General features: G+C 43.7%; 18 protein-coding genes, 2 tRNA genes and 4 pseudogenes. 11 read left to right on the top strand and 13 right to left on the bottom strand.

Features of this window, described 5'->3' with window-relative positions; genetic code table 11:
• Positions 1 to 276: 276 nt before the first annotated feature.
• From L1D11_RS21125 to L1D11_RS21110, 4 genes and pseudogenes are all read left to right on the top strand, one after another.
• Positions 277 to 484: pseudogene (locus L1D11_RS21125) on the top strand (transposase); the annotation flags it as partial.
• Positions 485 to 541: 57 nt separating this feature from the next.
• A pseudogene (locus L1D11_RS21120) lies at positions 542 to 844 on the top strand (ISAs1 family transposase); the annotation flags it as partial.
• Positions 840 to 1,243: pseudogene (locus L1D11_RS21115) on the top strand (IS5/IS1182 family transposase); the annotation flags it as partial. The pseudogenes L1D11_RS21120 and L1D11_RS21115, both read left to right, overlap by 5 nt.
• Before the next feature lie 163 nt (positions 1,244 to 1,406).
• Positions 1,407 to 3,347 carry a methyl-accepting chemotaxis protein gene (locus L1D11_RS21110; RefSeq protein WP_239833389.1) on the top strand — a complete coding sequence of 647 codons (1,941 nt, stop codon included), beginning with the start codon at positions 1,407 to 1,409 and terminating at the stop codon, positions 3,345 to 3,347.
• A 105-nt stretch (positions 3,348 to 3,452) separates the two neighbouring features.
• On the opposite strand, the gene L1D11_RS21105 is transcribed toward L1D11_RS21110, so the two are convergent.
• Positions 3,453 to 4,358 (bottom strand): hydrogen peroxide-inducible genes activator, encoded by a 906-nt coding sequence (locus L1D11_RS21105; RefSeq protein ID WP_017090958.1) that lies wholly within the window; start codon positions 4,356 to 4,358, stop codon positions 3,453 to 3,455.
• Positions 4,359 to 4,568: 210 nt separating this feature from the next.
• Here L1D11_RS21105 and L1D11_RS21100 point away from each other — a divergent pair, with 210 nt between their 5' ends.
• Complete coding sequence (locus L1D11_RS21100; RefSeq protein WP_004740353.1) at positions 4,569 to 5,177, top strand: peroxiredoxin C; 609 nt, start codon at positions 4,569 to 4,571, stop codon at positions 5,175 to 5,177.
• 315 nt (positions 5,178 to 5,492) lie between these two features.
• Positions 5,493 to 6,275, top strand: a complete 783-nt coding sequence (locus tag L1D11_RS21095; RefSeq protein ID WP_239833388.1) for a copper homeostasis protein CutC — start codon at positions 5,493 to 5,495, stop codon at positions 6,273 to 6,275.
• A gap of 5 nt (positions 6,276 to 6,280) precedes the next feature.
• Here L1D11_RS21095 and phoU read toward each other — a convergent pair whose 3' ends face one another.
• The 4 genes from phoU to L1D11_RS21075 all read right to left on the bottom strand — a co-directional run bounded on the left by phoU (position 6,281) and on the right by L1D11_RS21075 (position 11,901).
• Positions 6,281 to 6,979 carry a phosphate signaling complex protein PhoU gene (gene phoU, locus L1D11_RS21090; RefSeq protein WP_239833387.1) on the bottom strand — a complete coding sequence of 233 codons (699 nt, stop codon included), beginning with the start codon at positions 6,977 to 6,979 and terminating at the stop codon, positions 6,281 to 6,283.
• A gap of 74 nt (positions 6,980 to 7,053) precedes the next feature.
• Positions 7,054 to 7,872 (bottom strand): phosphate ABC transporter ATP-binding protein PstB, encoded by an 819-nt coding sequence (pstB, locus tag L1D11_RS21085; protein WP_239833386.1) that lies wholly within the window; start codon positions 7,870 to 7,872, stop codon positions 7,054 to 7,056.
• Position 7,873: 1 nt separating this feature from the next.
• Positions 7,874 to 9,583 carry a phosphate ABC transporter permease PstA gene (gene pstA, locus L1D11_RS21080; RefSeq protein ID WP_239833392.1) on the bottom strand — a complete coding sequence of 570 codons (1,710 nt, stop codon included), beginning with the start codon at positions 9,581 to 9,583 and terminating at the stop codon, positions 7,874 to 7,876.
• A 101-nt stretch (positions 9,584 to 9,684) separates the two neighbouring features.
• Positions 9,685 to 11,901: an ABC transporter permease subunit gene (locus L1D11_RS21075; RefSeq protein ID WP_239833385.1), complete on the bottom strand. Its 2,217-nt coding sequence runs from the start codon at positions 11,899 to 11,901 to the stop codon at positions 9,685 to 9,687.
• A gap of 200 nt (positions 11,902 to 12,101) precedes the next feature.
• Between L1D11_RS21075 and ppk1 the strand changes: the two genes are divergently transcribed.
• Together ppk1 and ppx are read left to right on the top strand one after the other, a co-directional pair.
• Positions 12,102 to 14,198 carry a polyphosphate kinase 1 gene (gene ppk1, locus L1D11_RS21070; protein ID WP_239833384.1) on the top strand — a complete coding sequence of 699 codons (2,097 nt, stop codon included), beginning with the start codon at positions 12,102 to 12,104 and terminating at the stop codon, positions 14,196 to 14,198.
• A complete protein-coding gene (gene ppx, locus L1D11_RS21065; protein WP_239833383.1) occupies positions 14,189 to 15,700 on the top strand; it encodes an exopolyphosphatase in 1,512 nt (503 codons plus the stop codon). Before ppk1 ends, ppx begins: the two co-directional genes overlap by 10 nt.
• Before the next feature lie 46 nt (positions 15,701 to 15,746).
• Here ppx and L1D11_RS21060 read toward each other — a convergent pair whose 3' ends face one another.
• Genes L1D11_RS21060 through phoB form a run of 3 tightly spaced genes read right to left on the bottom strand, consistent with a single transcriptional unit; the run spans position 15,747 to position 18,742 of the window.
• Positions 15,747 to 16,703, bottom strand: coding sequence for a phosphate ABC transporter substrate-binding protein (locus L1D11_RS21060; protein ID WP_239833391.1), 957 nt, complete (start codon positions 16,701 to 16,703; stop codon positions 15,747 to 15,749).
• A 20-nt stretch (positions 16,704 to 16,723) separates the two neighbouring features.
• Entirely contained in the window at positions 16,724 to 18,019 is a 1,296-nt protein-coding gene (phoR, locus tag L1D11_RS21055) for a phosphate regulon sensor histidine kinase PhoR (RefSeq protein WP_239833382.1), read from the bottom strand.
• 33 nt (positions 18,020 to 18,052) lie between these two features.
• Positions 18,053 to 18,742 carry a phosphate regulon transcriptional regulator PhoB gene (phoB, locus tag L1D11_RS21050; protein ID WP_239833381.1) on the bottom strand — a complete coding sequence of 230 codons (690 nt, stop codon included), beginning with the start codon at positions 18,740 to 18,742 and terminating at the stop codon, positions 18,053 to 18,055.
• A gap of 194 nt (positions 18,743 to 18,936) precedes the next feature.
• Here phoB and rdgC point away from each other — a divergent pair, with 194 nt between their 5' ends.
• The 3 genes from rdgC (at position 18,937) to L1D11_RS21035 (ending at position 21,747) form a co-directional block, all read left to right on the top strand.
• Positions 18,937 to 19,851, top strand: coding sequence for a recombination-associated protein RdgC (rdgC, locus tag L1D11_RS21045; RefSeq protein ID WP_008223904.1), 915 nt, complete (start codon positions 18,937 to 18,939; stop codon positions 19,849 to 19,851).
• 194 nt (positions 19,852 to 20,045) lie between these two features.
• The gene (yegQ, locus tag L1D11_RS21040; RefSeq protein WP_239833380.1) at positions 20,046 to 21,464 is read left to right on the top strand and encodes a tRNA 5-hydroxyuridine modification protein YegQ; all 1,419 of its coding nucleotides are present in this window, start codon (positions 20,046 to 20,048) and stop codon (positions 21,462 to 21,464) included.
• Between the two features lie 28 nt (positions 21,465 to 21,492).
• On the top strand, positions 21,493 to 21,747 hold the full coding sequence (locus tag L1D11_RS21035) for a YfhL family 4Fe-4S dicluster ferredoxin (RefSeq protein ID WP_004740368.1): 255 nt from the start codon (positions 21,493 to 21,495) through the stop codon (positions 21,745 to 21,747).
• A gap of 283 nt (positions 21,748 to 22,030) precedes the next feature.
• On the opposite strand, the pseudogene L1D11_RS21030 reads toward L1D11_RS21035, so the two are convergent.
• From L1D11_RS21030 to L1D11_RS21010, 5 genes and pseudogenes are all read right to left on the bottom strand, one after another.
• Positions 22,031 to 22,235 (bottom strand): annotated as a pseudogene (locus L1D11_RS21030) (hypothetical protein); the annotation flags it as partial.
• Positions 22,236 to 22,364: 129 nt separating this feature from the next.
• Positions 22,365 to 23,204: a penicillin-insensitive murein endopeptidase gene (gene mepA / locus L1D11_RS21025; protein ID WP_239833390.1), complete on the bottom strand. Its 840-nt coding sequence runs from the start codon at positions 23,202 to 23,204 to the stop codon at positions 22,365 to 22,367.
• A 173-nt stretch (positions 23,205 to 23,377) separates the two neighbouring features.
• A tRNA-Trp gene (locus tag L1D11_RS21020) sits at positions 23,378 to 23,454 on the bottom strand.
• Between the two features lie 35 nt (positions 23,455 to 23,489).
• Positions 23,490 to 23,566 (bottom strand) — tRNA-Asp (locus tag L1D11_RS21015).
• The coding region (locus tag L1D11_RS21010; protein WP_239862762.1) for a hypothetical protein at positions 23,544 to 23,731 on the bottom strand (188 nt) is incomplete at its 5' end. The genes L1D11_RS21010 and L1D11_RS21015, both read right to left, overlap by 23 nt.

The following is a 23,731-nucleotide window of genomic DNA, read 5'->3' as shown; positions in this document are numbered from 1 at the left end:
ATGGATAGCCTCGGCCTCAAGACCACAAGGGCATTTCGCCTCAGAGTTAGGTTTAAGAGTCAGGGTAATAAGTGATGCTGTCTGGTGAGACTTTACTATTTTAAAGCCTTCCCAGAATGAAGATAGGAAAGTATGATTCGGCATGGAAACGGTAGTTTGTGTATGATTTTTGTTTGGCGACTAAACCATATCACTTACTACCGTTTTTTTTTGTTTTTAGTTCCCGCTAATCCGCGATGAACCAAAAAAAAGGAGGGGGGGGGGGGGTAGATAAGCTTATCAGAAGGACAACGCCAAGATATAGTGCATGCTGAAAAGCTTAGTTGAGCAACTCGATGAAGTTAATACCATCGTTTGTGATAAAGGATATGACAGCGAACCTTTTCGTACTTTTGTTAAGGAGCGTGGCGCAGAAACGGTAATTGCTAAACGTAATTACGGACAAGATATAGACAAAGACAGTATGGGTTGGTGTCTATACAAGTCAGGGCGGGATCGCACTTTGTTAAATAATGTGATCTAATTCTGCAATGTAGTCATTTTGAACCTTATTGAACACTTATCTGTCGTAAAAGGTACTCGATCGGACATCAATCAGAAATACGACCTTATTGATGTGATGTTCTTTGTGATCAGCGCTATCGCATCGGGATGTGAAGGTTGGCAAGATATTGAATTTTATGGCGAAGAAAAGCTCGATTGGTTAAGAAAATATAGACCATTCAAACATGGTATCCCTCGCAGACACACGATAGTTCGCATCTTGCGTTCCGTTGTTGCGGAATCTTTGCTAAAGGCTTTGGCTCTTTGGATAAATGAACAACGAACTACTCAGAACAAGCCCAGTTCTCCCTAACTTACTGAAACAAACACGTCGAAGTATCCTCGAGGTATCTGATGATGGGGCTTATGACACGAGAGCGTGTCATGCTGCTATTAAGATTAAGGGAGCCATTACACTTGTTCCCCCAAGAGAAGGGGCAGCCTTTTGGGGGCGGGGTCACCCTCGAAATCTCACCGTGAGTTGTCAGAAATTATACGGCTCAAATAAGTATTGAAAGAGCGGTATGGACACCACAAACGTTCACTCTCAGCAACCGCGATGTATCGAGTTAAACAGTTGCTAGGAGGACAACTGAGCTTAAGAAATTATAATGCCCAAGTGGGTGAAACTTACGCGATGATAAAAGCGTTGAACAAGCTTACTGGGTTAGGTATGCCTGAAACTTATCGTATTGACTAAGAAATACTCGAAACGGGCGGCTCTGCCTCTAAACTGAATTACGCAATAAAGCCGGGTTGAATGAGTCAATTTAAAGACGCTTACTATTTATTGATATATTTTTCAGTAAGAATGCAAGGTTTTATTAAGAATAAAACAAGCTGCTTTACTAGGAATGATATTTATGAGTTTAAAGAAATTGCTGTCCTTAGGTTTTGGTGTGATTCTCGCGCTAATTTTGGTTATTTCAGTCGTTGCTTCGTTACGCTTTTACCAATCAAGTAACGGGTTCAATACTTACCGCTCTCTTGCGTTAACAAGTGTCTCTACCGGGAGAATTCAAGCCAACATACTGGAAACTCGTTTATCGGCTCTTAAATACATAAAAAATCCGAATCCGTCTCATTCTGCTGAACTGGATAAGCGTATCACCGCATCAAACCAATTGATAGATGACCTTTTGAGTTCTCATCTTGACGATCTACACAAAAATGAATTTTTGACGATCAAAAAACAGCTTGAGCAATATAGCCAAGGCTTTAACCAAGTTGTTCAGCTCGTCAATACAAGAAACGAGCTAGTTCAAGACTCTTTAGACCCATCAGGAGTCGCTATGCGTAAAGCTGTGACCAACTTGATGACTCAGGCTTCAGCTGAAGAAGATCTCGACGTCGCTATCAGTTCAGGCAACCTTCAACAGCATGTTCTACTATCAAGGCTTTATGCTTCTAAATTTTTAACCAGCAATAATGCAGAGGATGCTAAGCGTGCTGAGAAGGAGTTTGACTCTGTAGTAATACTCACTGAAACAATCGAAGGCCAATTGATGTCGATGGAGCAAATCGGCTACCTAAAAGACTTCATGAACGCATTCAAAACGTATCGCAGCACATTTTCAAAGATCGTTGATACCATTAACAGTCGAAATGACATCATTTCTGGAACGCTTGATGTTGCCGGTGTCAATGCTGCAAAAACTATCGAAACTATAAAGCTATCAACAAAATCTGAACAAGACATTGTTGGACCAAGCATGGTAGAACGATTCTCTAACGCTCAGTTTATTCTCGGTGTTCTTTCTATCATTGTTGTCGCTGCCGCTCTGACCATCGCTATCTCGATTTATCGCAGTGTATGGAAAGTCGTAGGAGGTGAGCCAAGTGACATTCAAGCCATTGTTGCCGAAGTAGCTGAGGGCGATCTTGTAAAACAAATTCCAATTACGGGTAAAGAAACCGGTATATACGCAAACATTTTAGAAATGCGCCAAGAACTACGTCGAATCATCGATGGTTTCCACCAAATTTCAGACAATGTTTCAGCGGCCTCCGTTGAGCTAACCGCAGTGATGAGCCAAACCGAAGGGAATGCTCAACAAGAGCTGAGCCAAATGGAACAAATAGCGACGGCTATCAATGAACTGTCTAGTACGGCAAGTGAAGTTAGCCAAAATGCGGCTAACGCTGAGAACGCAGCGACGGGTGCAACAACTAATGTTCAAGATGGCAGCGTTTCACTCGACGCATCAGATGATATCTCTCAAAAAGTTGAAAGCTCAATCGAAGAGACATCAAATATCGTCAATCAATTGCAAGAGTACTCGGTAGAGATCGGTAGTGTTATTGAAGTAATCAACTCGATCTCGGAGCAAACTAACTTGCTTGCATTGAATGCGGCAATTGAAGCGGCTCGAGCGGGCGAGCAAGGTCGAGGCTTTGCTGTGGTAGCAGATGAGGTTCGCTCCCTTGCAGCGAAAACACAGCAATCAACGGTCGATATTCAAGAAATAATATCTCGCCTTCAAGCTCAAGCGAAAGATGCGAACCAATTTATGCAATCCAATCTTTCGTTGGCAGAAGAATCTCGACAGTACAGCGAACAACTTCGCACAGCGTTTGCCTCCATCACTGACTCTGTGCAACTCATCTCAGACATGAATACACAAGTAGCAACTGCCTCTGAAGAGCAATCTGGCGTGACACAGGATATTTCACAAAATGTTTCTCTGACCTTTGATATTGTTCATCAAAATGTTTCAGGGATTGAGCAGAGCAAACAAGCTAGTGAGGAGCTCTCTTCATTAGCCGCTAAGCAAAAAGACTTGCTGAGCTTTTTCAAAATCTAACGCTATAGATAAATTTCCAACGCCACTATTTGTGGCGTTTTTCTTATTAGTGAATAAACAAAAAGAGCAGCCAAATAGCTGCTCTTTTTGATTTCATGTTCAGATTTAAAGCAATTCCGAGACTACATCCGCTAGTTGATGAAATGTCTCACGACGTGACGAACTTGGGCGCCACACAAGGCCGATATCGCGGTAGGCTTGCTGGCCTGGTGGATCGATCACAACGAGATTCTGGTTTTCCAGTAAACCGTGGTCGATGGCCATCTGCGGAATAAAGGTGGTTCCTAAACCATTGGCCACCATTTGAACCAATGTATGTAGGCTTGTCGCGGTGAACGGGTTTATCTTCTCTTTGTCGGTTAGCTTACAAGCTGATACCGCGTGCTCGGTTAAGCAGTGCTCGTTCTCCAACAAAAATACAGACTCGTCTGGCAAGTCGTCATATTTAATTGGGACACGAATACCATCAGCTTGATTACGACTGATTACCATTCTGAACGGGTCTTGCCCGACAACTTTACTCTCCATGTTGTCGATATCGACAGGCAAAGCCAGAATCAACACATCTAACTCACCATGACGTAATGCAGCCAATAAGTTAGTCGTCGTGTCTTCACGTAACAGTAAGTTCAACTGTGGGAAACGATGATTGGCTTCTTGGACCAAATCGCATAAAAGGAATGGCGCAATGGTAGGGATACATCCTACTCGCAACTGGCCTTGCATTGCATCCCCATTACATAGGTTTCCGAGTTCAACCAAGTCTTGCCCTTTCGCCAATAACTCTCGGCCATGCTTCACCACCAGCTCTCCCGCTTGAGTGAAAACGAGCGGGCTCTTTTTATCCTTCTTTTCATACAGAGGACAACCGATCAGTTCTTCTAGGTTTTGGATACCTTTACTGAGCGTCGATTGGCTAACGAAACAGCGATCTGCGGCGTCGCTAAAGTGGCGTGTTTCGTGAAGAGTAACAAGATAGTGAAGTTGCTTAAGACTTGGCCATTTATTCATGAAATTACTTTGTAATATGAGTAGGATAAGTTACACGAAGGTCCTAAGACCTGAGAAAAGGACAAAGAATAAGCTTATCGCTTTTTTCGATGAACTTAATCTATTTAATTCGCTTTTTTCTATAGTACCGATTGTACTATAGTTTGTCGCGTAGAAACGGAGCCCAAACAAAGATGTGTTGGGCCAACTAATTTTTTAGGAGATTCCAAAATGGTACTAGTAGGTCGTCAAGCCCCTGACTTTACTGCAGCAGCTGTTCTAGGTAACGGTGAGATCGTTGATAACTTCAACTTCGCAGAATTCACTAAAGGTAAGAAAGCGGTTGTTTTCTTCTACCCACTAGACTTCACTTTCGTTTGTCCTTCAGAGCTAATCGCTTTCGACAACCGTCTAGAAGATTTCCAAGCTAAAGGCGTTGAAGTAATCGGTGTTTCTATCGATTCTCAATTCTCTCACAACGCATGGCGTAACACTGCTATCGCTGACGGCGGTATCGGTCAAGTTAAATACCCACTAGTTGCTGACGTTAAGCACGAAATCTGTAAAGCATACGATGTTGAGCACCCAGAAGCAGGCGTTGCTTTCCGTGGTTCTTTCCTAATCGACGCTGACGGTCTTGTACGTCACCAAGTAGTTAACGATCTTCCACTAGGTCGTAACATCGACGAAATGCTACGCATGGTAGACGCACTAAACTTCCACGAGAAGAACGGTGAAGTTTGTCCTGCACAATGGGAAGAAGGTAAATCAGGTATGGACGCATCTCCAAAAGGCGTTGCAGCATTCCTATCTGAGCACGCTGATGACCTAAGCAAGTAATTACATTCTTAAGCCCGACTCAACACGGGTGAATGGTTGGATGACTCTCTATAAAGAGAAATAAAGCATAAGCTACAGCGCAAAGCGCACCGCCAATCAGTTAAGAAGTAAAGTCTTATTCAAAGCCCGAAGTTAACGCTTCGGGCTTTTTGCATCTATTGCTTCAACAATGGTTTATTCCTTGCTCATCTTCACTATGAATAGGGGTAACTGCAAAGCGAAACTTTACCTCTATTTTCCTCTATCGCTACCTATTCAGAATCGTCTCAAGATTGCTATGATTTCCAAAGTCTCAATTTGAACGAGTAAAATAGCATGAACATCGAAATTGAAGTTTGTATCGATAACCTAGAATCCCTATACAATGCACTAGAAGGAGGAGCGAATCGTATTGAGCTCTGCTCTTCACTAGCACTTGGGGGATTAACTCCAAGCCTAGGAATGATGAAGCAAGCCGCTCGCATCTCATCGGTCCCTGTGTATGCAATGATTCGCCCAAGACAAGGCGACTTCATCTTCGATAATGACGACGTGATGAGCATGCTTGATGATATCCAAGCCGCTGCCGATGCTGGTTTAGACGGTGTGGTATTAGGTGCACTTACCGCTCAAGGTGAAATAGACATGGCTGCTATGAAAGCACTAACCGCAAAAGCCCACCAGCTAAAACTTGGCGTAACCTTTCACCGTGCTATCGACCAACTAAAGGATTACCAAAAAGCACTAGAACAGATTATCGAACTTGGTTGTGAACGTGTTTTAACGTCTGGGCTAGCGAGCAATGCAGAGAAAGGTATCGATATATTGCAAGAGATGGTCAAACAAGCGAATGGCAGAATCGCTATCATGGCAGGGGCCGGCGTTACCGCTCACAACGCAAAAATTATTCAAAGCACCACCCAAGTACCTGCACTCCACCTTTCAGGTAAATCGACAAGACCTAGCCTAATGGAAAGCAATTCGAATGCTCAAATGGGGAGTGATGATATTGATGATTATCAAATACCTGTAACGGATGCTAGCAAGATATCTAGTGTGAGAGGAGCCCTCATCGATAAAGGGCTGGCGTCAAAAAATAAAATTAGATCGGGTCGATGAATACGTTACCTTAAAACGTCATCTAAGCTTTGATCACCTAGGTGGCGTACATCTTTACCTTTAACAAAGTAGATAATGTACTCACAAATGTTCTGGCAACGGTCCCCCACTCGCTCAATGGCTCTTGCAGACCACATCACTTGCAAGATATTTGGAATATTCTTGGGGTCTTCCATCATGTAAGTCATCAACTGACGAATCACCGCTTCGTATTCAGCATCCAACTTATCATCAAGTTTGTGTACCTCGGCTGCCGCATCCACATCCATTCGAGCAAATGCGTCTAAAACTTGGTGCAGCATGGTGATCGCTTGTCGACATAAAGGCTCTAGCGATACGTGGAATTTCTGTTCTTTTGTCGAAGGGATATCAATCGCACCCTGCGCGATCTTTGAAGCAACATCACCAATGCGCTCAAGGTCAGTAATCGTCTTGATGATCGCCATTATCAAACGCAGATCTTTGGCCGTTGGCTGACGTTTGGCAATAATGCGAGTACATGCCTCATCAATCAACACTTCCATCACATTCACTTTATGGTCATCACGAATCACTTTCTTCGCTAGTTCCAAATCATCTTTGTTAAGTGCCTGCATCGCAAAAGAGAGTTGCTGCTCCACTAACCCGCCCATCGTCAGTACATGGGTACGGATAGACTCTAACTCGACGTTGAATTGTCCTGAGATGTGGCGACCAAATTGCATGTCAGCTCCTTAAAAAGAAATGGATAAGTCATTTATATTGGAGTGACTTAGCTCCAATGATGAGAACGGTAACGTTAACCGTATCGACCTGTAATGTAGTCTTCCGTTTGATTTTTCAATGGCGATGTAAATATTGAATCCGTATCTGAGTACTCGATCAATTTTCCCATATGAATAAAAGCAGTATGGTCGCTAACACGCGCAGCCTGCTGCATATTATGGGTGACGATAACGACCGTATATTGCGTCTTGAGATCGTTGATTAGCTCTTCAATCGTCAACGTTGAAATAGGATCCAGTGCAGATGTCGGCTCATCCAACAACAAGACCTCCGGCTCAATCGCAACAGCGCGAGCAATCACCAAACGCTGCTGCTGACCGCCAGACAAACCAAAAGCATTTTCATGTAAACGATCTTTTACTTCGTCCCACAACGCAGCTGCACGCAGTGATCGTTCTACGGCATCATCAAGATCTCGGCTGTTACTCACGCCTTGCAACCTCAGTCCGTAAACTACATTTTCATAGATAGATTTAGGGAAAGGGTTTGGGCGTTGAAATACCATGCCAACACGACGACGCAGAGTCGCAACATCAACTTTAGGGTGATAGATATTCTTGCCATGAAGCTTCACTTTTCCGGAAACTTTACAGCCTTCGACAAGATCGTTCATACGATTGATACAACGTAGTAAAGTTGACTTGCCACAGCCCGAAGGGCCGATAAATGCAGTCACCTGCCCTTTGGGTATCTTCATAGAGATATCATCGAGCGCTTGGCTTTCTTTGTAGTAAAGATTAAGCCCTTCGATCGAGATAGCAATTTGTTCTTCCTTTAGATTGTGTACATCTAAAGGCGCTTGGTAACCCAAGCTTTCATTAATTGAGAACATCTTAATCTTGTCCTAAGGTTCGGTACTTTTCACGTAAGTTATTACGGATATTAATCGCCGTTAAATTCAGCCCCACGATTACCGTAACCAATAAAAACGAAGTCGCATACACCAATGGGCGAGCTGCCTCTATATTCGATGTTTGAAATCCAACATCATAGATATGAAAGCCTAAATGCATGAACTTTCTATCTAAGTGTATATACGGAAACTGGCTATCAACAGGCAAGCTTGATGCGAACTTGACAACACCTACCAGCATTAATGGAGCTACTTCACCTGCTGCTCTTGCAATCGCCAGTATCAATCCGGTAATTATCGCAGGGCTTGCCATAGGCAAAACAATGCGCCACAAGGTCTCAAACTGAGTCGCACCGAGCGCTAAAGAGCCATGTCTTACCGAGCTCGGGATACGCGTTAAACCCTCTTCAGTCGTCACAATCACGACAGGGAGCGTCAACACAGCCAAAGTCAGTGCAGACCAAAGTAAGCCTGGTGTACCAAAGGTAGGGGCAGGTAGTCGCTCTGCATAAAACAGGGTATCGATCGAGCCACCAATGGTATAAACGAAAAAGCCTAAACCAAAAACGCCATACACGATTGAAGGTACACCGGCTAGGTTGATAACCGCAATTCGAATCAAACGGGTAAGCGCGTTGTTTTTCGCGTATTCATGTAAGTAGAGCGCCGCAACCACCCCAAGAGGCATCACCACAATCGACATCAAAATAACCAGTAATACGGTACCAAAGATAGCTGGGAAGACGCCGCCTTCTGAATTTGACTCGCGCGGGTTTTCTGATAAGAACTTCCACACTTGATGGCCCCAATGTCCAACCTTCTCAAGATAAGACATATTATTTGGGTACCAGTAATCCAGAATATGACTGAGCGAGATTTCAACCTGCTCCCCAGTCATATCTTCAACAAGTAAGCTCTCAACATTCAACTGTGTTCTGAGGTGCTCTAGCTTAATCTCAGCTTCATCTAACTGCTTATTGAGTTCAAGCCTAGTCTCCGTATAAGTTTTAAGATACTCATCGCTCACAGATTCATTCAGTTCTAACTTGCGCTTTTCTAAACGTAAGTTTTCTAACTGCCAACTGATATTACGAACCTCTTGGTTTACCACGCGTGACGTTTCAGCACGCAGAGTGTCAGCGAACGCTAACCCGTCTTTAAGCTTTTGGTCGATATCGGTATAAAAAGTTCCCGATGCCGTTTTAAAGCCAACAGGTTTACCAAAAAAGTAGCCACCTCGACTGCGCTCTATCACAGCCCAATCTCGGGGAGTGGTTGGCTCCAATAGGTTAACATCTAGGATCGAAACAAAATCAGCGGGATAGAGTTCTCTATTGGCCACCTTGATGCTCAAACGTTGTATCAACCCTGTAGCAATATTTTGGGGTGATAATAGATCGTTAGCTTGCGGAACTTGCTCTATTGGAATGTATTTGCGTTCATACAGCTGACCGATCAACACATCTTGTTGAGATACGGTTTCATCAAGATCAACAACCAAAGACAGATCTTTAGAATCAACTTGCCACTGATACAAAGGCGCAGGCCAAAAGTAGGTCAGCCCTTTCCAGCCGATCAGGAGCATCAAACCCAGAACCGAAAGCATACTGATGCTCACCGCCCCACCGGTTAGCCAGATCCATGGCGAGCCAGATTTAACCCATGATAGTAATGACTTGAGTCTATTCATCATGTGCTACCTGAGAGTGATTCAGCGAGTAACGATGTACACCGTTCGCTAAGCCCCAAAAATTTGTAGGCGTAGATTCAGATTGAGGTGACGTATTAACACTACAAAGCACGATATTTATCTCTCAACCTTTGGCGAACCCACTCCGCTAGCGAGTTCACAGCGAAGGTAAAAATAAACAGCAACAGAGCTGACAAGAACAGCAAACGGAAATGCGACCCACCTACTTCCGATTCAGGAAGTTCGACAGCAATGGTCGCGGATAGTGTCCTCATCCCTTCTAAAATATTCCAATCAAGAATTGGCGTGTTACCTGTCGCCATCAGGACGATCATGGTTTCACCAACCGCTCGTCCTAATCCCATCATAACCGCGGAAAAAATACCGGGACTGGCTGTTAGTAAAACAACATAAATTAGGGTCTGCCACGCGGTAGCACCAAGCGCGAGTGAACCATCAGACAAGTGCTTAGGCACAGAGAAAATCGCATCCTCAGCAATCGTAAAAATTGTCGGGATGACAGCAAAACCCATCGCGAAACCGACGACTAGAGCATTACGCTGATCAAAGTCGATTCCATAGCCAGCTAGGAAAGTGCGTATATCACCGTCAAACAACAAGGCTTCGATATTGTTGCCCGCGGCGAATACTATAACGACCGTTGCAATCAATACCGGAATCAAGATGAGTGCGTGCCAACCATTAGAGAAACGACTTGTCACAACCTTAGGTAAACAGAACCAAACAAGTCCTGTAATCAAAGCACTAATAGGCAACATCACCATCAAAGAAAATACAGCGGTTAAGTGGGTTTCTACAATTGGCGCAAACCATAGACCCGCGAGGAAACCAATGATGACGGTAGGCAAAGCTTCCATTAACTCAATCGACGGCTTCACTACTCGTCGCATGCGTGGCGACATAAAGTAAGCGGTATAAATGGCCCCCAGTACAGCAATAGGTGCCGCAAACATCATGGCAAATAGCGCAGCTTTGATGGTGCCAAACGTGATAGGAACTAAACTGAACTTCTCTTCAAAGTCATCATTGGCAGAGGTTGATTGCCATACATACTGCGGCTCTGGATAGCTCTCATACCAGACTTTTTGCCACAGAGATGAGAAAGAAATCTGAGGGTATTCATTGTCGACTTTCGCCACACTGATTTTATCATCAATCAAGGTCGCCAAATGTAGCTCATTGGCCGACATCGCAGCTAACTGAGGTGACTTATCAAACGCACGCGCAAACAGAGACAACTTTTCGCTGGTTGTATAATGGCTCTGTAATGTGCCGTTTTTATAGAAGCTATAGAACCCTTTTCGGTAGGTATCTGGCAGGATAAATTGTACTTCTTCAGCGAGCTGGAAATCTCGAATATGGGTTAGGCTGCGCTTTTTATCTTTAAGCACATCAAACCATTGAGAGACTTGTCCATCCTGATGTGTAACCAACAACGAATAAGCACCAGATAACAAATCGAGCCTTTTCACACCGTGTTTGGCGTCATTCAAACTCAGGTCGATTACTTCACGGACATCAAACCCTTTCTCTGCGAGTTTTAATACCACTAAGTCAGAATTTGCTCGAAGGTATAAAGTCTGCCCATCAGGTGTCATCAATAACTGCTGCTGCGCGCCAAGCTTATCCGATAACCATTGGCTATTCTTTAATACATAGCCACCATCCAAGTCGCTTTGGTACCACTTCACTAGCACTCGTAGGTCAGTTAACTGAGCGGCAACAGTAATATCGCGTCCATTTTTAGAGAATACGAAGTTATCGATCAACGCGCCATTCGCTGGTTCGTCGGCTAAGAAGGGTTGAGGCAGAGTAACTTGCTCGATTTTTGGTTCAGCTTCAGCGCCCTTTTGGAGCACAGGCGCACTATACTCAGGGTAGAAGAAAGTGATATTACTTGCGCTATCGGCAAAAGCAAACCAATTTTCAGCAGGGGTATTTCGAGAAAAGGCAATAGGATCTGCTAATACACTTCGTTCGAAATAAGAGTGTGTATTTTGCGAGTCTAGGTCCCAAAACTGAACCAAACCAGACTTTTCGACAGTAAAGGCATGTTGACCGTACTCATCAACCGATAGTGCGATAGGCTTATCTACCGCTACGGTTTTAACCGCTTGATCAGTCTCTAAACCAGTATCGGAAAAAACGGGTAAAATGACCATTGCTAGATATACGAAGATCAAAACCAAGGCAGCTAAAACACTGACACCACCACATGTCACCGAAAAACGGACGAGACGATCTTTCAACCATCTTTTTTTGTCGCGCTCTTTCAATGAAAATTGGGCTGAAGACATCTGTTTATCTACCTTTTTTTAGCTGCTGACATAATATGTATCTTAAATGACAATTATATTACAAGCTACGTTAAACAACTGAAACTAATAACAAGTTTGTTCACCCTTTTTATTATCCAAAGATCATTACTTTTGTGAGCGCTAACGTTATAAATTAAACTAGTCACCCTAATAGTCAGCATTCAAGGATCAACAATACGATGGAAAAAGACTATGTCGCAAAAGAACTTAGCTGGTTATCGTTCAACGAAAGAGTACTTCAAGAGGCAGCTGACAAGTCTGTCCCCTTGATCGAAAGAGTTCGTTTTCTAGGGATCTACTCAAAAAACCTCGATGAGTTCTACAAAGTCCGATTTTCCGACGTAAAACGCAAGATCTTATTGCAAGATCCTGAGTCAAACTCTGACACCTCAAAGACCTTGCTGACTCAGATGCAACAGAAGGCAAATGAGCTAGATGTTCGTTTTCATTTACTTTACAAAGAGTTGTTGCTCGAATTAGCACGTAATCGTATTTTTTTAGTTAATGAACAACAAATTAATGCCGAGCAGAGTGATTGGCTTAAAAAATACTTTAGAAAGAAAATACTCCCGCATCTCACGCCTTTGCTACTCAACAAAGATAGCCAACTGCTCAATATCCTCAATGACGAACAAAGTTACTTAGCTATCGATATTAAGCACAGTGGGTCATCTCAATACGCTCTGTTAGAGATTCCATGTGACGCTTTACCTCGATTTGTAAAACTGCCGAGTCCGTCAGACTCACAACGTACTACCCTGATCTTATTAGATAATATAGTTCGCTTCTGCCTAGACGACTTACTTAAAGGCTTCTTCGAATACGATTCGCTGCGTTGCTTCGCCATCAAAATGACACGTGATGCAGACTATGACCTGCGAGAAGACAGCAATTGCAGTCTTTTAGAATCGATGTCGATTGGTATTGAGCAACGTTTAACGGCGCTACCGATACGCTTGATCTATGAAACCGAGATGCCACAAGAGATGCTAAATTTCTTACGAATCAAGCTCAAGCTATCAGACTATGACAGCGTACTTTCTGGCGGTCGTTATCAAAATTTTAAGCACTTCTGTGATTTCCCAGCCCTCAATCGAGAAGATCTCGTTAACACGCCCCTCTCACCGATTAAGTGTACGCCGTTTGCTCATTACAGTAACTATTTTGAAGCAATCAAAGCTCGCGATATCTTGTTGCACTACCCGTACCATACTTTCGATCACATTACCGAACTGGTCAGGCAGGCTTCGTTTGATCCCAAGGTAACGGTCATCAAAATTAACGTTTACCGGGTGGCTGAAGGTTCTAAGTTACTTAACTCGCTCATTGATGCAGCCCACAATGGTAAGAAAGTCACCGTGGTGGTCGAGCTTCAAGCCCGTTTTGACGAGCAAGCCAACATTCAGTGGGCAAAGACACTTCAAGAAGCCGGAGTAAAGGTGGTTTATGGCATCCCTAGCCTAAAAATACACTCAAAATTACTGCTCATCAGGCGTAAGAACGGCAAGGCTATGGAGAGTTATGTTCATATCGGTACGGGTAATTTTCATGAAATCACTGCTCGTATCTATACCGACTTCTCCTTGCTTACCGCAAACCCAGAGCTCACGCATGAAGTTCGACAAGTTTTCAAATACATCGAAAACCCGTACCAGAAAACGCAGTTCAAACAGCTGATAGTCTCACCGAGAAATACTAGAAAGCGTCTGTATCAACTGATCGACAAAGAGATCCAGCATGCCTCAGAAGGTAAGCCTGCGAGCATAACCTTAAAGCTCAATAACTTAGTGGATCGCGAAATCATTAAAAAGCTCTATGCAGCCAGTCAAGCCAACGTAAAAGTTAGAATGATCATTCGAGGTATGTGCTCACTGGTTCCGGGAGTACCCAACGTAAGTGACAACATTGAGGTCATCAGTGTCATCGATCGTTTTCTTGAGCACCCAAGAGTGATGATCTTTCACAATGCTGGAAAGCCCAAGGTTTACATATCTTCCGCTGATTGGATGACTCGCAACTTTGATCATAGGATTGAAGTAGCCACACCAATACTAGATTCGAAGATCAAGCAAACCATCATCGATATCACCGAGTTTCATTTTGACGATAAACGTAAGGCGCGGATGATCGATCATGCGATGAGCAATCAGTATAAGCCGTCACCCAACACTCAACTTACGCATTCCACATCACAACTCGCCACTTACCACTATATTAAACATATAGAGAAGCAAGCTCGTAAGAAGTACAAACAAGAGAAGAAATCATGCCGCTAAGTGACGACAAACAATCAAGATGCATTGCTGCTATCGATTTAGGTTCGAACAGCTTTCATATGGTGGTCGCTCAAGTGTTTGGCAAACATCTACAACTCGTCAGTCGACATAAACAGAAAGTACAGTTAGGCAATGGGCTGGATGATAACCACCAGCTATCAGATCAAGCGATTAATCGCGGGCTAGATTGTCTAAAAGTATTCGCAGAACGACTTACTGATTTTGAGATAGATGATGTCAGAGTTGTTGCTACCCATACCCTACGAAAAGCAAAAAATTCAAATACCTTCATAGAACAAGCCAAACTCATTTTTCCTTTTCCCATCGAGATCATTTCAGGGCAAGAGGAAGCGCGATTGATCTACAACGGGGTTGAGCACACTCAAACCGCCTCCAAATCAAAGCTCGTTATCGATATTGGTGGAGGAAGCACTGAGATAGTGACCGGACAAGGCTTCACACCCGAAGTAATGCATAGCTTACCTATGGGATGCGTCAGCTTTACTCAACGTTTCTTTAGTGATGACCAGTTAACTTCTCAGCATTTTGCTACCGCTTATACCGCAGCGATTCAACTGTTAACACCTGTCATTAAGAACTACCAAGCCGCCTCTTGGGAGATCGCTTTTGGCTCATCTGGCACCGCGAAATCAGTTAAAGAAGTACTCAAAGGATTGGGCTTTATCGATGAGTACATCACTCCGCAGCGGCTTACTTATCTAAAAAACCATCTAACGGAGTTTTCATCTGTAGAAAGTATCAAGCTGTTGGGTTTAAGCGATGAGCGAAAGCACGTGTTTGCTACCGGTGTTACGATTCTTTCCGCTGTCATGGATAGCTTAAATATAGATGAGCTGTATGTCTCTGATGGGGCATTAAGAGAAGGTGTGCTTTATGACATGGAAGATAAGTTCAAGAGCCTTGATATCAGGTCTCGTACCGCAGAAACATTACTCTCTCGCTATCATGTTGACTTAACACATGCCGAAAAAGTCAAAGAGACAGCTCACACCCTATTACTGCAAGCTAAACCACAACTGAAAGGCGCTAAAGACGCAGAGTTATTTGACCTACTTGGTTGGTCTGCATTGCTACATGAAGTAGGCCAAAGCGTGGCATTCCAAGGATATCATCGCCATTCAGCCTATCTGATTAAACACACCACCATGCCCGGTTTTAATACCGAGCAACAACGTCTGATTTCCCTTATCGTTCGATATCAGAGAAAAGCGGTCAAGCTGCAAGACTTGCCAACATTATCACTGTTTTCGTTGCAACAAGTGACGCTGATGATCCGAATACTTAGGCTGGCAATCTTACTCAATCGACAACGCAGCCAAGCACCAGTGCCCAATATAAAACTAACCATAAAAATGGATGACCATTGGAATTTGACTGGCGAAAATAATGACTGGTTAGATACAAACCAACTACTCGACTACGAGTTAAAAGAAGAACAGCAGCGCTGGAAAAGTGCCGGTTGGTGTTTAGATTTAAAGTGAGGATAAATAGCCTACAGTCACTTGGCTATTTATCGAATCTGATGAGTTATAACCCAACTTTCGCGAGTTCTTGTTCTGCAAATTCAGACGGTATCGCTAGATAGCCATCTTTTTCTACCAGTTCTTGCCCTTGCTTTGAGAATACAAAAGTAAGGAACTCTCTCTCAACCGGAGAAAGTGGTTTATCCGGATGCTTATTCACATACACATAGAGAAAACGAGATAGAGGGTAATCACCGCTCAAGATATTCGCGCGCGTGGGCTCAACATAATTAGAGCCGAGCTCTGCAATAGGAATCAACTTAACACCAGCTACACGGTAGCCAATGCCTGAGTAGCCAATCCCACTAATGGATGAAGCGACTGACTGAACTACAGAAGCCGAGCCTGGTTGCTCATTCACGCGATTTTTAAAGTCACCACCGCACAGTGCATTCTGTTTGAAGTATCCATAAGTGCCCGATACAGAATTGCGACCGAACAGTTGGAATCGATGTTTCGCCCATGGCTGATCGACTCCGAGATCTTGCCAGTTATTGAGGGGTTTCGTTGCCCCGCAGCGTAGAGTCTCGGAAAAGATGCCATCAATCTGACGAAAGTTAAGCCCCTCAATCGGGTTATCTCGGTGCACAAAAAGTCCAATCGCATCGATAGCAACTCGCAGTGCTGTTGGCTTATATCCATGCTCTCTTTCGAATGCTTCGACTTCTCTTAGACGCATAGGTCGGCTCATAGGACCAAGATGTGCAGTCCCCTCCGTCAATGCAGGAGGCGCAGTAGAAGAACCTGATGCTTGGACTTGAGCATTCACATTCGGATAATAGGATTTAAACTCTTCTACCCAGAGTGTCGTCATCCCAGCCAAAGTATCAGAACCGACCGACAACAAGCTTCCAGAGATACCTGGAACCTTGGAATAATCAGGCAGTGATTCAACACTCTGCTCAGCGAAGCTTGGCCACGCCAATACCATCGCTAACATAGAACCAATCAGCAAACGCATCCTGCGTATTAAGTCACTCATTACACGGTCAATCGGTTTGGCAACGTGAAATGGAAACGACTGCCGGCGCCCACTTCACTTTGAATTTCGAGGTGTGAATCGTGGTGGCTAAGCGCATGTTTTACAATCGCTAATCCTAGACCACTACCACCGGTATCACGAGATCGGGCTTTATCTACACGATAGAAGCGCTCTGTGAGTCGATGTAAGTGTTGAGGTTCAATGCCATCACCAGTATCTGATACATCTAAGCACGCGCCTTGACTTGTTTGATACCAGCGAACTTTGACAGTTGCCCCTGCGGGTGTGTATTTAACCGCGTTATAAACCAAATTCGAAATCGCACTTCTCAATTGGTCTTCATCGGCAAGAACACGCAGACTCTTATCGATATCAAATTCAAGTTTATGTTCGCGCTCACCGCTAAGGCTCGCCGCTTCTTTCTCAAGAATTTCCAGCATTGCCGGAACGTTGACCACTTCATCCAACTCATGCATTGGTGCTGCTTCAATTTTCGAAAGCGTGAGTAGTTGATTAACCAAACTGTTCATTCGATTGAGCTGCTCAGTCATTACACCATGCGCCTTGGTCCACATTGGGCCAACGATCATGTCTGGGTCTTCCGTCATTTCAAGGTAACCTTGAAGGACGGTCATTGGTGTACGCAACTCATGGGAAACGTTCGCGAAGAAGTTTCGACGCATACCCTCTAACTGCTTAAGCTGAGTGACATCACGCACCACCATCAGGTGTTCACCTTCGGTATACGGCACAATACGCAGTTCGAGCATACGCTCCACATTCAGTGGTGACGACATCTCTAATGGCTCAGAGAAATCTTGCTTATTAAGGTACTTAATAAAATCTGGAGTACGAATCAAATTCGAGATCGGTTGACCTGAATCATCTGGCCAACGAAAGCCCAACAAATACTGAGCAAGCTTGTTACACCAAACAATATTGCCTTCACCGCGAAATACCACAACCGCATCGGGAAGCGATTCTGCACCGTTACGGAAACGGCGAATAAGGTTAGTCAGCTCTTTACGTTTGCGACGCTGTCTCTGCTGCATACGATAAATACCGTTAAACAAAGATTCCCAATTTCCAGAGCCTGAAGGTGGAGTTAGACGCTTCTCATCCCACAACCATGCCGATAAACGCATTTGGTTGTGTAGATGCCAGCCGAGCTGCAATACCGTAGCAGCCAGCAGTAACCAAGATAGATAACCGAATATCCATCCGACTAAAACCCATGGTGCGTAAAAAAAAGCCAGCTCCCAAGCCAGCTTTTTCCAGGTTAACTTTTCAACCATTCAGGACTCCGTAAACTGGGCAGCGAAGCCACATTAAGCCTTTGTAGAAAAACGGTAGCCAGCGCCACGAACAGTTTGGATTAGCTTATCGTGACCTGCAGATTCAAGCGCTTTACGCAGGCGTCGAATATGTACATCAACCGTGCGGTCTTCAACGTAAACGTTGGTACCCCAAACGTTGTTAAGCAGCTGCTCTCGGCTGTATACACGCTCTTGGTGCGTCATAAAGAAATGCAGCATTTTGAATTCTGTTGGTCCCATATCAACCGGACCTTCACTTGCGGTCACGCGGTGTGATACTGGGTCTAATTTAAGGCCTTGTACATCAATCACATCTTCCAATGCCGTTGGTGTTACACGACGAATAACCGCTTTCAGACGAGCCACAAGCTCTTTTGGCGAAAATGGTTTGGTAATGTAGTCGTCAGCGCCAACTTCTAAACCGCGAACTTTATCTTCTTCTTCACCACGAGCCGTTAGCATCACCACTGGGATGCTGCGAGTTAACTCTTCACGCTTCATGTGCTTGATAAAGTTTATCCCGCTACCACCAGGTAGCATCCAATCTAGTAATACTAGATCTGGGAAAGGTTCACATAGCTTGTTTACCGCTGTATCGTAATCTTCAGCCTCTACTGCTTGGTAGCCTTTTTGTTCAAGTACAAAACACAGCATCTCACGAATAGGTGCTTCATCTTCAACGACCAGAATCCTTCTCGACATAATTGAATAGCCTTTGTATTTAATCAACGCATTGCATTATCTGAGTTAATTATGACACTTTTGTGACCTTTGAAAACAAATTTTCATATAACTGTCTCAAACGTTTCACTTTATAACTTTTGATACAGACCTAAGGACAAATCGAATTAGATCTCATATCATGAGGCACTTCTAAAAAGGTATGAGAAAAATATATGTGGTTTAAAAATTGCCTAGTCTATCGCTTCAATCGTGATATTGATTTCAACGCAGATCAGCTAGAGAAACAACTTGAAGAATTCCGCTTCACTCCTTGTGGTAGCCAAGACAAACAGAAGTTTGGTTGGGTGCACGCAATGGGTAAACATGGCGATATGATGACGCACGTATCAGAGAACCGCATTCTAATCTGTGCAAAGAAAGAAGAGAAAATGCTGCCAGCATCTGTGATTAAAGAGTCACTGAATGCAAAAATTGAAACACTTGAAGCAGAGTCTGGTACTCCTCTTAAAAAGAAAGAGAAAGACAGCCTCAAAGAAGACATCATCATTGACCTTCTTCCTCGTGCATTTAGCCGCAGTAACTTCACATACGCGCTGATCATGCCAAAAGAAGGTTTCATCGTGGTTGATGCAAGCAGCTACAAAAAGGCAGAAGACGTGTTAGCGCTGTTACGTAAAACAATGGGTAGCCTACCGGTTGTCCCTGCAATTCCAGAGCAAGCGATTGAAACAACACTAACCGAATGGGTTAAGTCAGGCGATACGCCTCAAGGCATTACTATGCTTGATGAAGCTGAGCTTAAATCAATCCAAGAAGACGGTGGTATTGTTCGAGTTAAGAAACAAGAGCTAGAAGCCGACGAGATTAAAAACCACATTGAAGCGAACAAAGTGGTAACCAAGCTGCTTATCAACTGGCAAGATCGCATTGAATTCATCCTGGCAGAAGACGGCAGTATCAAACGCCTGAAGTTCAGCGATGAACTTAAAGATGAGAACGACGATATTCCTCGTGAGGACCAAGCTGCACGCTTTGATGCAGATTTCTCATTGCTATGTGGTGAGTTCAGTGTGTTCCTTCCGAATCTGTTCGAATCACTAGGTGGATTAACTCAACCAAACGCTTAATCAGTAACGTCAAAGCTCAGGTGCCCCGTGCCTGAGCTTATTTTCCCACCGTATATTTATCCCTTCACTCTCTTCTTAATATCATTGCTATCTTTAGGGCTATCAACCAGACTCATTTTAGCGTAAAATTTGCGCCCCTTTGATATCACTTGGTGGTATCAACCTGACTTGAGATCAGATTAGAGAACGAAGCAATGACTATACAAAAACCATTTGTACCTGAACTATTATCACCGGCAGGAAGCCTTAAAAATATGCGTTACGCATTCGCCTACGGCGCAGATGCAGTTTACGCGGGCCAGCCACGTTACAGCCTTCGCGTTCGTAACAATGAGTTCAACCACGAAAACCTACAAATCGGTATCGATGAAGCTCATGCTCAAGGCAAAAAGTTATATGTTGTATGTAACATTCAGCCACACAACTCTAAACTAAAAACTTTCATTCGCGACCTTAAGCCAGTTGTTGATATGGGCCCAGACGCTCTTATCATGTCTGATCCTGGTCTTATCATGATGGTTCGTGAAGCATTCCCTGAAATGCCTATCCACCTTTCAGTTCAAGCTAACGCTGTAAACTGGGCAACTGTAAAATTCTGGGCAACACAAGGCGTTGAACGTGTCATCTTATCTCGTGAGCTATCACTTGAAGAAATCGAAGAGATCCGCGAACACTGTCCAGAAACAGAACTAGAGATCTTTGTTCACGGTGCACTTTGCATGGCGTACTCTGGTCGTTGCCTGCTTTCTGGTTACATGAACAAGCGCGATCCTAACCAAGGCACTTGTACTAACGCTTGTCGTTGGGAATACAAAACAGAAGCGGCAAAAGAAGACGAGAACGGTCAGATCGTTGAAGCAAACCCTACTGGTGTTGCTATTCACGAAGTAGAAACGCAAGATGTAGAAGTTCAAGACGAACGTCCAGACAACACACTAGGTCTAGGTAAACCAACAGACGAAGTGGTTCTACTTTCAGAGTCACACAAGCCTGAAGAGAAAATGGCTGCGTTTGAAGATGAGCATGGTACTTACATCATGAACTCAAAAGACCTTCGCGCAATCCAGCACGTTGAGCGTCTAACGAAGATGGGGGTTCATTCACTGAAGATCGAAGGCCGTACTAAGTCTTTCTACTACTGTGCTCGTACAGCACAAGTTTACCGTAAAGCTATCGATGACGCTGTTGCAGGCAAGCCATTTGATGAAAGCCTAATGGGTACATTGGAGAGCCTAGCGCACCGTGGCTACACTGAAGGCTTCCTACGTCGCCACACTCACGACACTTACCAAAACTACGAGTACGGTTACTCTATCTCTGATACTCAACAATTTGTTGGTGAATTCACAGGTAAACGCCGTGGCGATCTAGCGGAAGTAGAAGTGAAGAACAAGTTCCTAGTAGGCGATAGCTTAGAAATGATGACACCGAAAGGTAACGTTGTTTTCACACTAGAGATCATGGAAAACCGTAAGTCTGAAGCAGTTGAAGACGCAAAAGGCAACGGTCACTTTGTATTTATCCCTGTACCAGCTGATCTAGACTTAGAGTACGGCTTGTTGATGCGTAACTTGAGCGAAGGCCAAGACACACGCAATGCATCTGGTAAGTAACTTTACTTAGAAAACCGAGAAGTAAGCAATGGCTCTGTTAATCACTGACAAGTGCATAAACTGCGATATGTGTGACCCTGAATGCCCAAATGGCGCAATCACTATGGGTGACAGCATCTTCGAAATCGACCCGGATTTATGTACTGAATGTAAAGGTCACTATGAGAAGCCAACGTGTCAGTCTGTATGCCCAATAACCAAGTGCATCATCACTGATCCAAACCATATTGAAACTGAAGACGAGCTGCTAGAGAAGTTTGTTATCATTCAAGGCTTGACCTAAAAGAAGAAAGGTTCAACTTAACCATAAGTTGAACCTTTTTTTAGCCTGATTTTTCCGATTGGATAAATATTGCAGAAAAGCTCTTTTCAAATTGATATTCGAGTCTTTCTCGCCAGTTTACTGATTGATACCAACCACAGTAAGTCAATGGCCAGAAATAGCATAGGAAAAAGGCTTGAGAACAAGGCAAGTTTTTCGATAAGTAGTTATTCGACAATTAGAAATTCTAACGAAGTTATCAAGCGTTTTAATCAGCTAGGATGACAAGTTATTTACTACGATTGTTATGAGCGATCGAAACAAGATATAAGTTTTTTCTAATGGTATCTATCACAAATGCCATTACATAAGTGAAACATCAATTACGAAGCTAGGATCTAAAAACGTTGTCTGCCTACCAGCTGGGTAATGTCATCTCTCGAAATTGAAATACCCGAGCTTTCATCGTTAAACCTATGTCTTAACCACTCTGATTTCGCATACTGCATACAAGCCGTATGTTTAACCGCAAAAACACGCTATCTTTGATCAAACTTTGTCAAATACGCATTGCTCTTGCCATCATTACCTTTATTAATATCGAACGATGTTCTTAATCTCGCGTTTATAAAATTCGATTACTTATCCGAAATCAAGGCTAGACATTGACTAGGCATGACTTTAATTTTCTTTTTTTTCTTCTTAGCTACTACCTTTTTAGGAGGAGGTATGGGGATGGTCTCTGGTGCCCAGCTTGCTAGTTCTTCATCACAACCATCACCTTTAGGAGGATTAGCTTGAGTAATACAGTTTGAACTCCCTTCAGGGCATTTTAAACGAACGTGGAAATGAGAATGATGCCCCCACCACGGCCTAATTTTTCCCAACCAAACTCTTTCTTTAGCATCAGAAACTTCCTGTTCACAAAGGGCTAGCTTAATAACTGGGTGAACAAATATACGCACCACTTTTTCATCTTTCGCAGCATAGCGAATAACTTGAAAATGGTCATCAGTCCAATTAGATTGACGAAGTTTGTAGTTGGTGAGATCCACAACACTGACTGGTTTAGGGACTGCGAGTTCATTTTCAGACAGCCTATTACTGGTTAATCTTAACCATATATCAATATCCAACCCTGTTTGATGACTTGAATGGCCAGACGAAAAGCGCCCTCCTCGTGGTAAAGAAATATCACCAACCAGTAAATTAGTATTGAGTTTCTCGCTGGTAGTTACACCTAACCTCTCAATAAACTTTATGGCGTCTGTATGGCCATAGTAGCGCTCCCTCTGGGGCCGAATAACCTGATACCCCTGGCCGTTAATCGGTAAAGCCTGCGCACCATCAAGGCAACCATTAGCATAACTACCAATTGATGAGGTTGGGTTTCTTGTCGGGCTTTTTTCTTTTTCCCACGGAGTTGCCGATACGTAAAACGAGCAAATAATCAGGGCCGATGTACAAAGTACCCTCATAACTATTCCAAATGAATGATCCTTACTTTTCATACTAGTCGCCATTAGGAAATAGGTGCATATTCAGGACAATATTTTGGAGACAAAAGAGGGGTTTTTATTTAGAGAAGGAGGTTAATTTTCAAATCATAGAAAGCAAAAAGGCTCTAACAATTCTGCTAGAGCCTTAAATATGGCAGGGGTGGAGAGATTCGAACTCCCAACACGCGGATTTGGAATCCGCTGCTCTGCCAATTGGAGCTACACCCCTATTTTCAGTTTTAAATAGCTGAAACTCTGAATAAGTGGCGGAGTGGACGGGACTCGAACCCGCGACCCCCGGCGTGACAGGCCGGTATTCTAACCAACTGAACTACCACTCCGCAGTGGACTACTTGTCGTCGCTGACAAGTCGTTCATTACACTTTTTGTCTTCACTTTTGAAAAGTGAAAATAAATAGAAGCCTGGCGATGTCCTACTCTCACATGGGGAAGCCCCACACTACCATCGGCGCTATTGTGTTTCACTTCTGAGTTCGGCATGGAAT

It is taken from the genome of Vibrio sp. Isolate32 (assembly GCF_022397955.1).
In the GTDB taxonomy this organism is placed as follows: domain Bacteria; phylum Pseudomonadota; class Gammaproteobacteria; order Enterobacterales; family Vibrionaceae; genus Vibrio.
Note: the sequence above shows the minus strand (reverse complement) of the source record. Positions and strands in the feature narration are given on the sequence as shown.

Excerpts from the sequence above, each read along its gene's own strand:
- pstB (WP_239833386.1), bottom strand. The coding sequence starts at position 7,872 with ATGTTCTCAATTAATGAAAGCTTGGGTTACCAAGCGCCTTTAGATGTA.
- L1D11_RS21100 (WP_004740353.1), top strand. The coding sequence starts at position 4,569 with ATGGTACTAGTAGGTCGTCAAGCCCCTGACTTTACTGCAGCAGCTGTT.
- pstA (WP_239833392.1), bottom strand. The coding sequence starts at position 9,583 with ATGAATAGACTCAAGTCATTACTATCATGGGTTAAATCTGGCTCGCCA.
- phoB (WP_239833381.1), bottom strand. The coding sequence starts at position 18,742 with ATGTCGAGAAGGATTCTGGTCGTTGAAGATGAAGCACCTATTCGTGAG.
- phoR (WP_239833382.1), bottom strand. The coding sequence starts at position 18,019 with ATGGTTGAAAAGTTAACCTGGAAAAAGCTGGCTTGGGAGCTGGCTTTT.
- rdgC (WP_008223904.1), top strand. The coding sequence starts at position 18,937 with ATGTGGTTTAAAAATTGCCTAGTCTATCGCTTCAATCGTGATATTGAT.
- L1D11_RS21110 (WP_239833389.1), top strand. The coding sequence starts at position 1,407 with ATGAGTTTAAAGAAATTGCTGTCCTTAGGTTTTGGTGTGATTCTCGCG.
- ppk1 (WP_239833384.1), top strand. The coding sequence starts at position 12,102 with ATGGAAAAAGACTATGTCGCAAAAGAACTTAGCTGGTTATCGTTCAAC.
- L1D11_RS21075 (WP_239833385.1), bottom strand. The coding sequence starts at position 11,901 with ATGTCTTCAGCCCAATTTTCATTGAAAGAGCGCGACAAAAAAAGATGG.
- ppx (WP_239833383.1), top strand. The coding sequence starts at position 14,189 with ATGCCGCTAAGTGACGACAAACAATCAAGATGCATTGCTGCTATCGAT.
- L1D11_RS21105 (WP_017090958.1), bottom strand. The coding sequence starts at position 4,358 with ATGAATAAATGGCCAAGTCTTAAGCAACTTCACTATCTTGTTACTCTT.
- L1D11_RS21095 (WP_239833388.1), top strand. The coding sequence starts at position 5,493 with ATGAACATCGAAATTGAAGTTTGTATCGATAACCTAGAATCCCTATAC.
- mepA (WP_239833390.1), bottom strand. The coding sequence starts at position 23,204 with ATGAGGGTACTTTGTACATCGGCCCTGATTATTTGCTCGTTTTACGTA.
- yegQ (WP_239833380.1), top strand. The coding sequence starts at position 20,046 with ATGACTATACAAAAACCATTTGTACCTGAACTATTATCACCGGCAGGA.
- L1D11_RS21060 (WP_239833391.1), bottom strand. The coding sequence starts at position 16,703 with ATGCGTTTGCTGATTGGTTCTATGTTAGCGATGGTATTGGCGTGGCCA.
- L1D11_RS21035 (WP_004740368.1), top strand. The coding sequence starts at position 21,493 with ATGGCTCTGTTAATCACTGACAAGTGCATAAACTGCGATATGTGTGAC.
- phoU (WP_239833387.1), bottom strand. The coding sequence starts at position 6,979 with ATGCAATTTGGTCGCCACATCTCAGGACAATTCAACGTCGAGTTAGAG.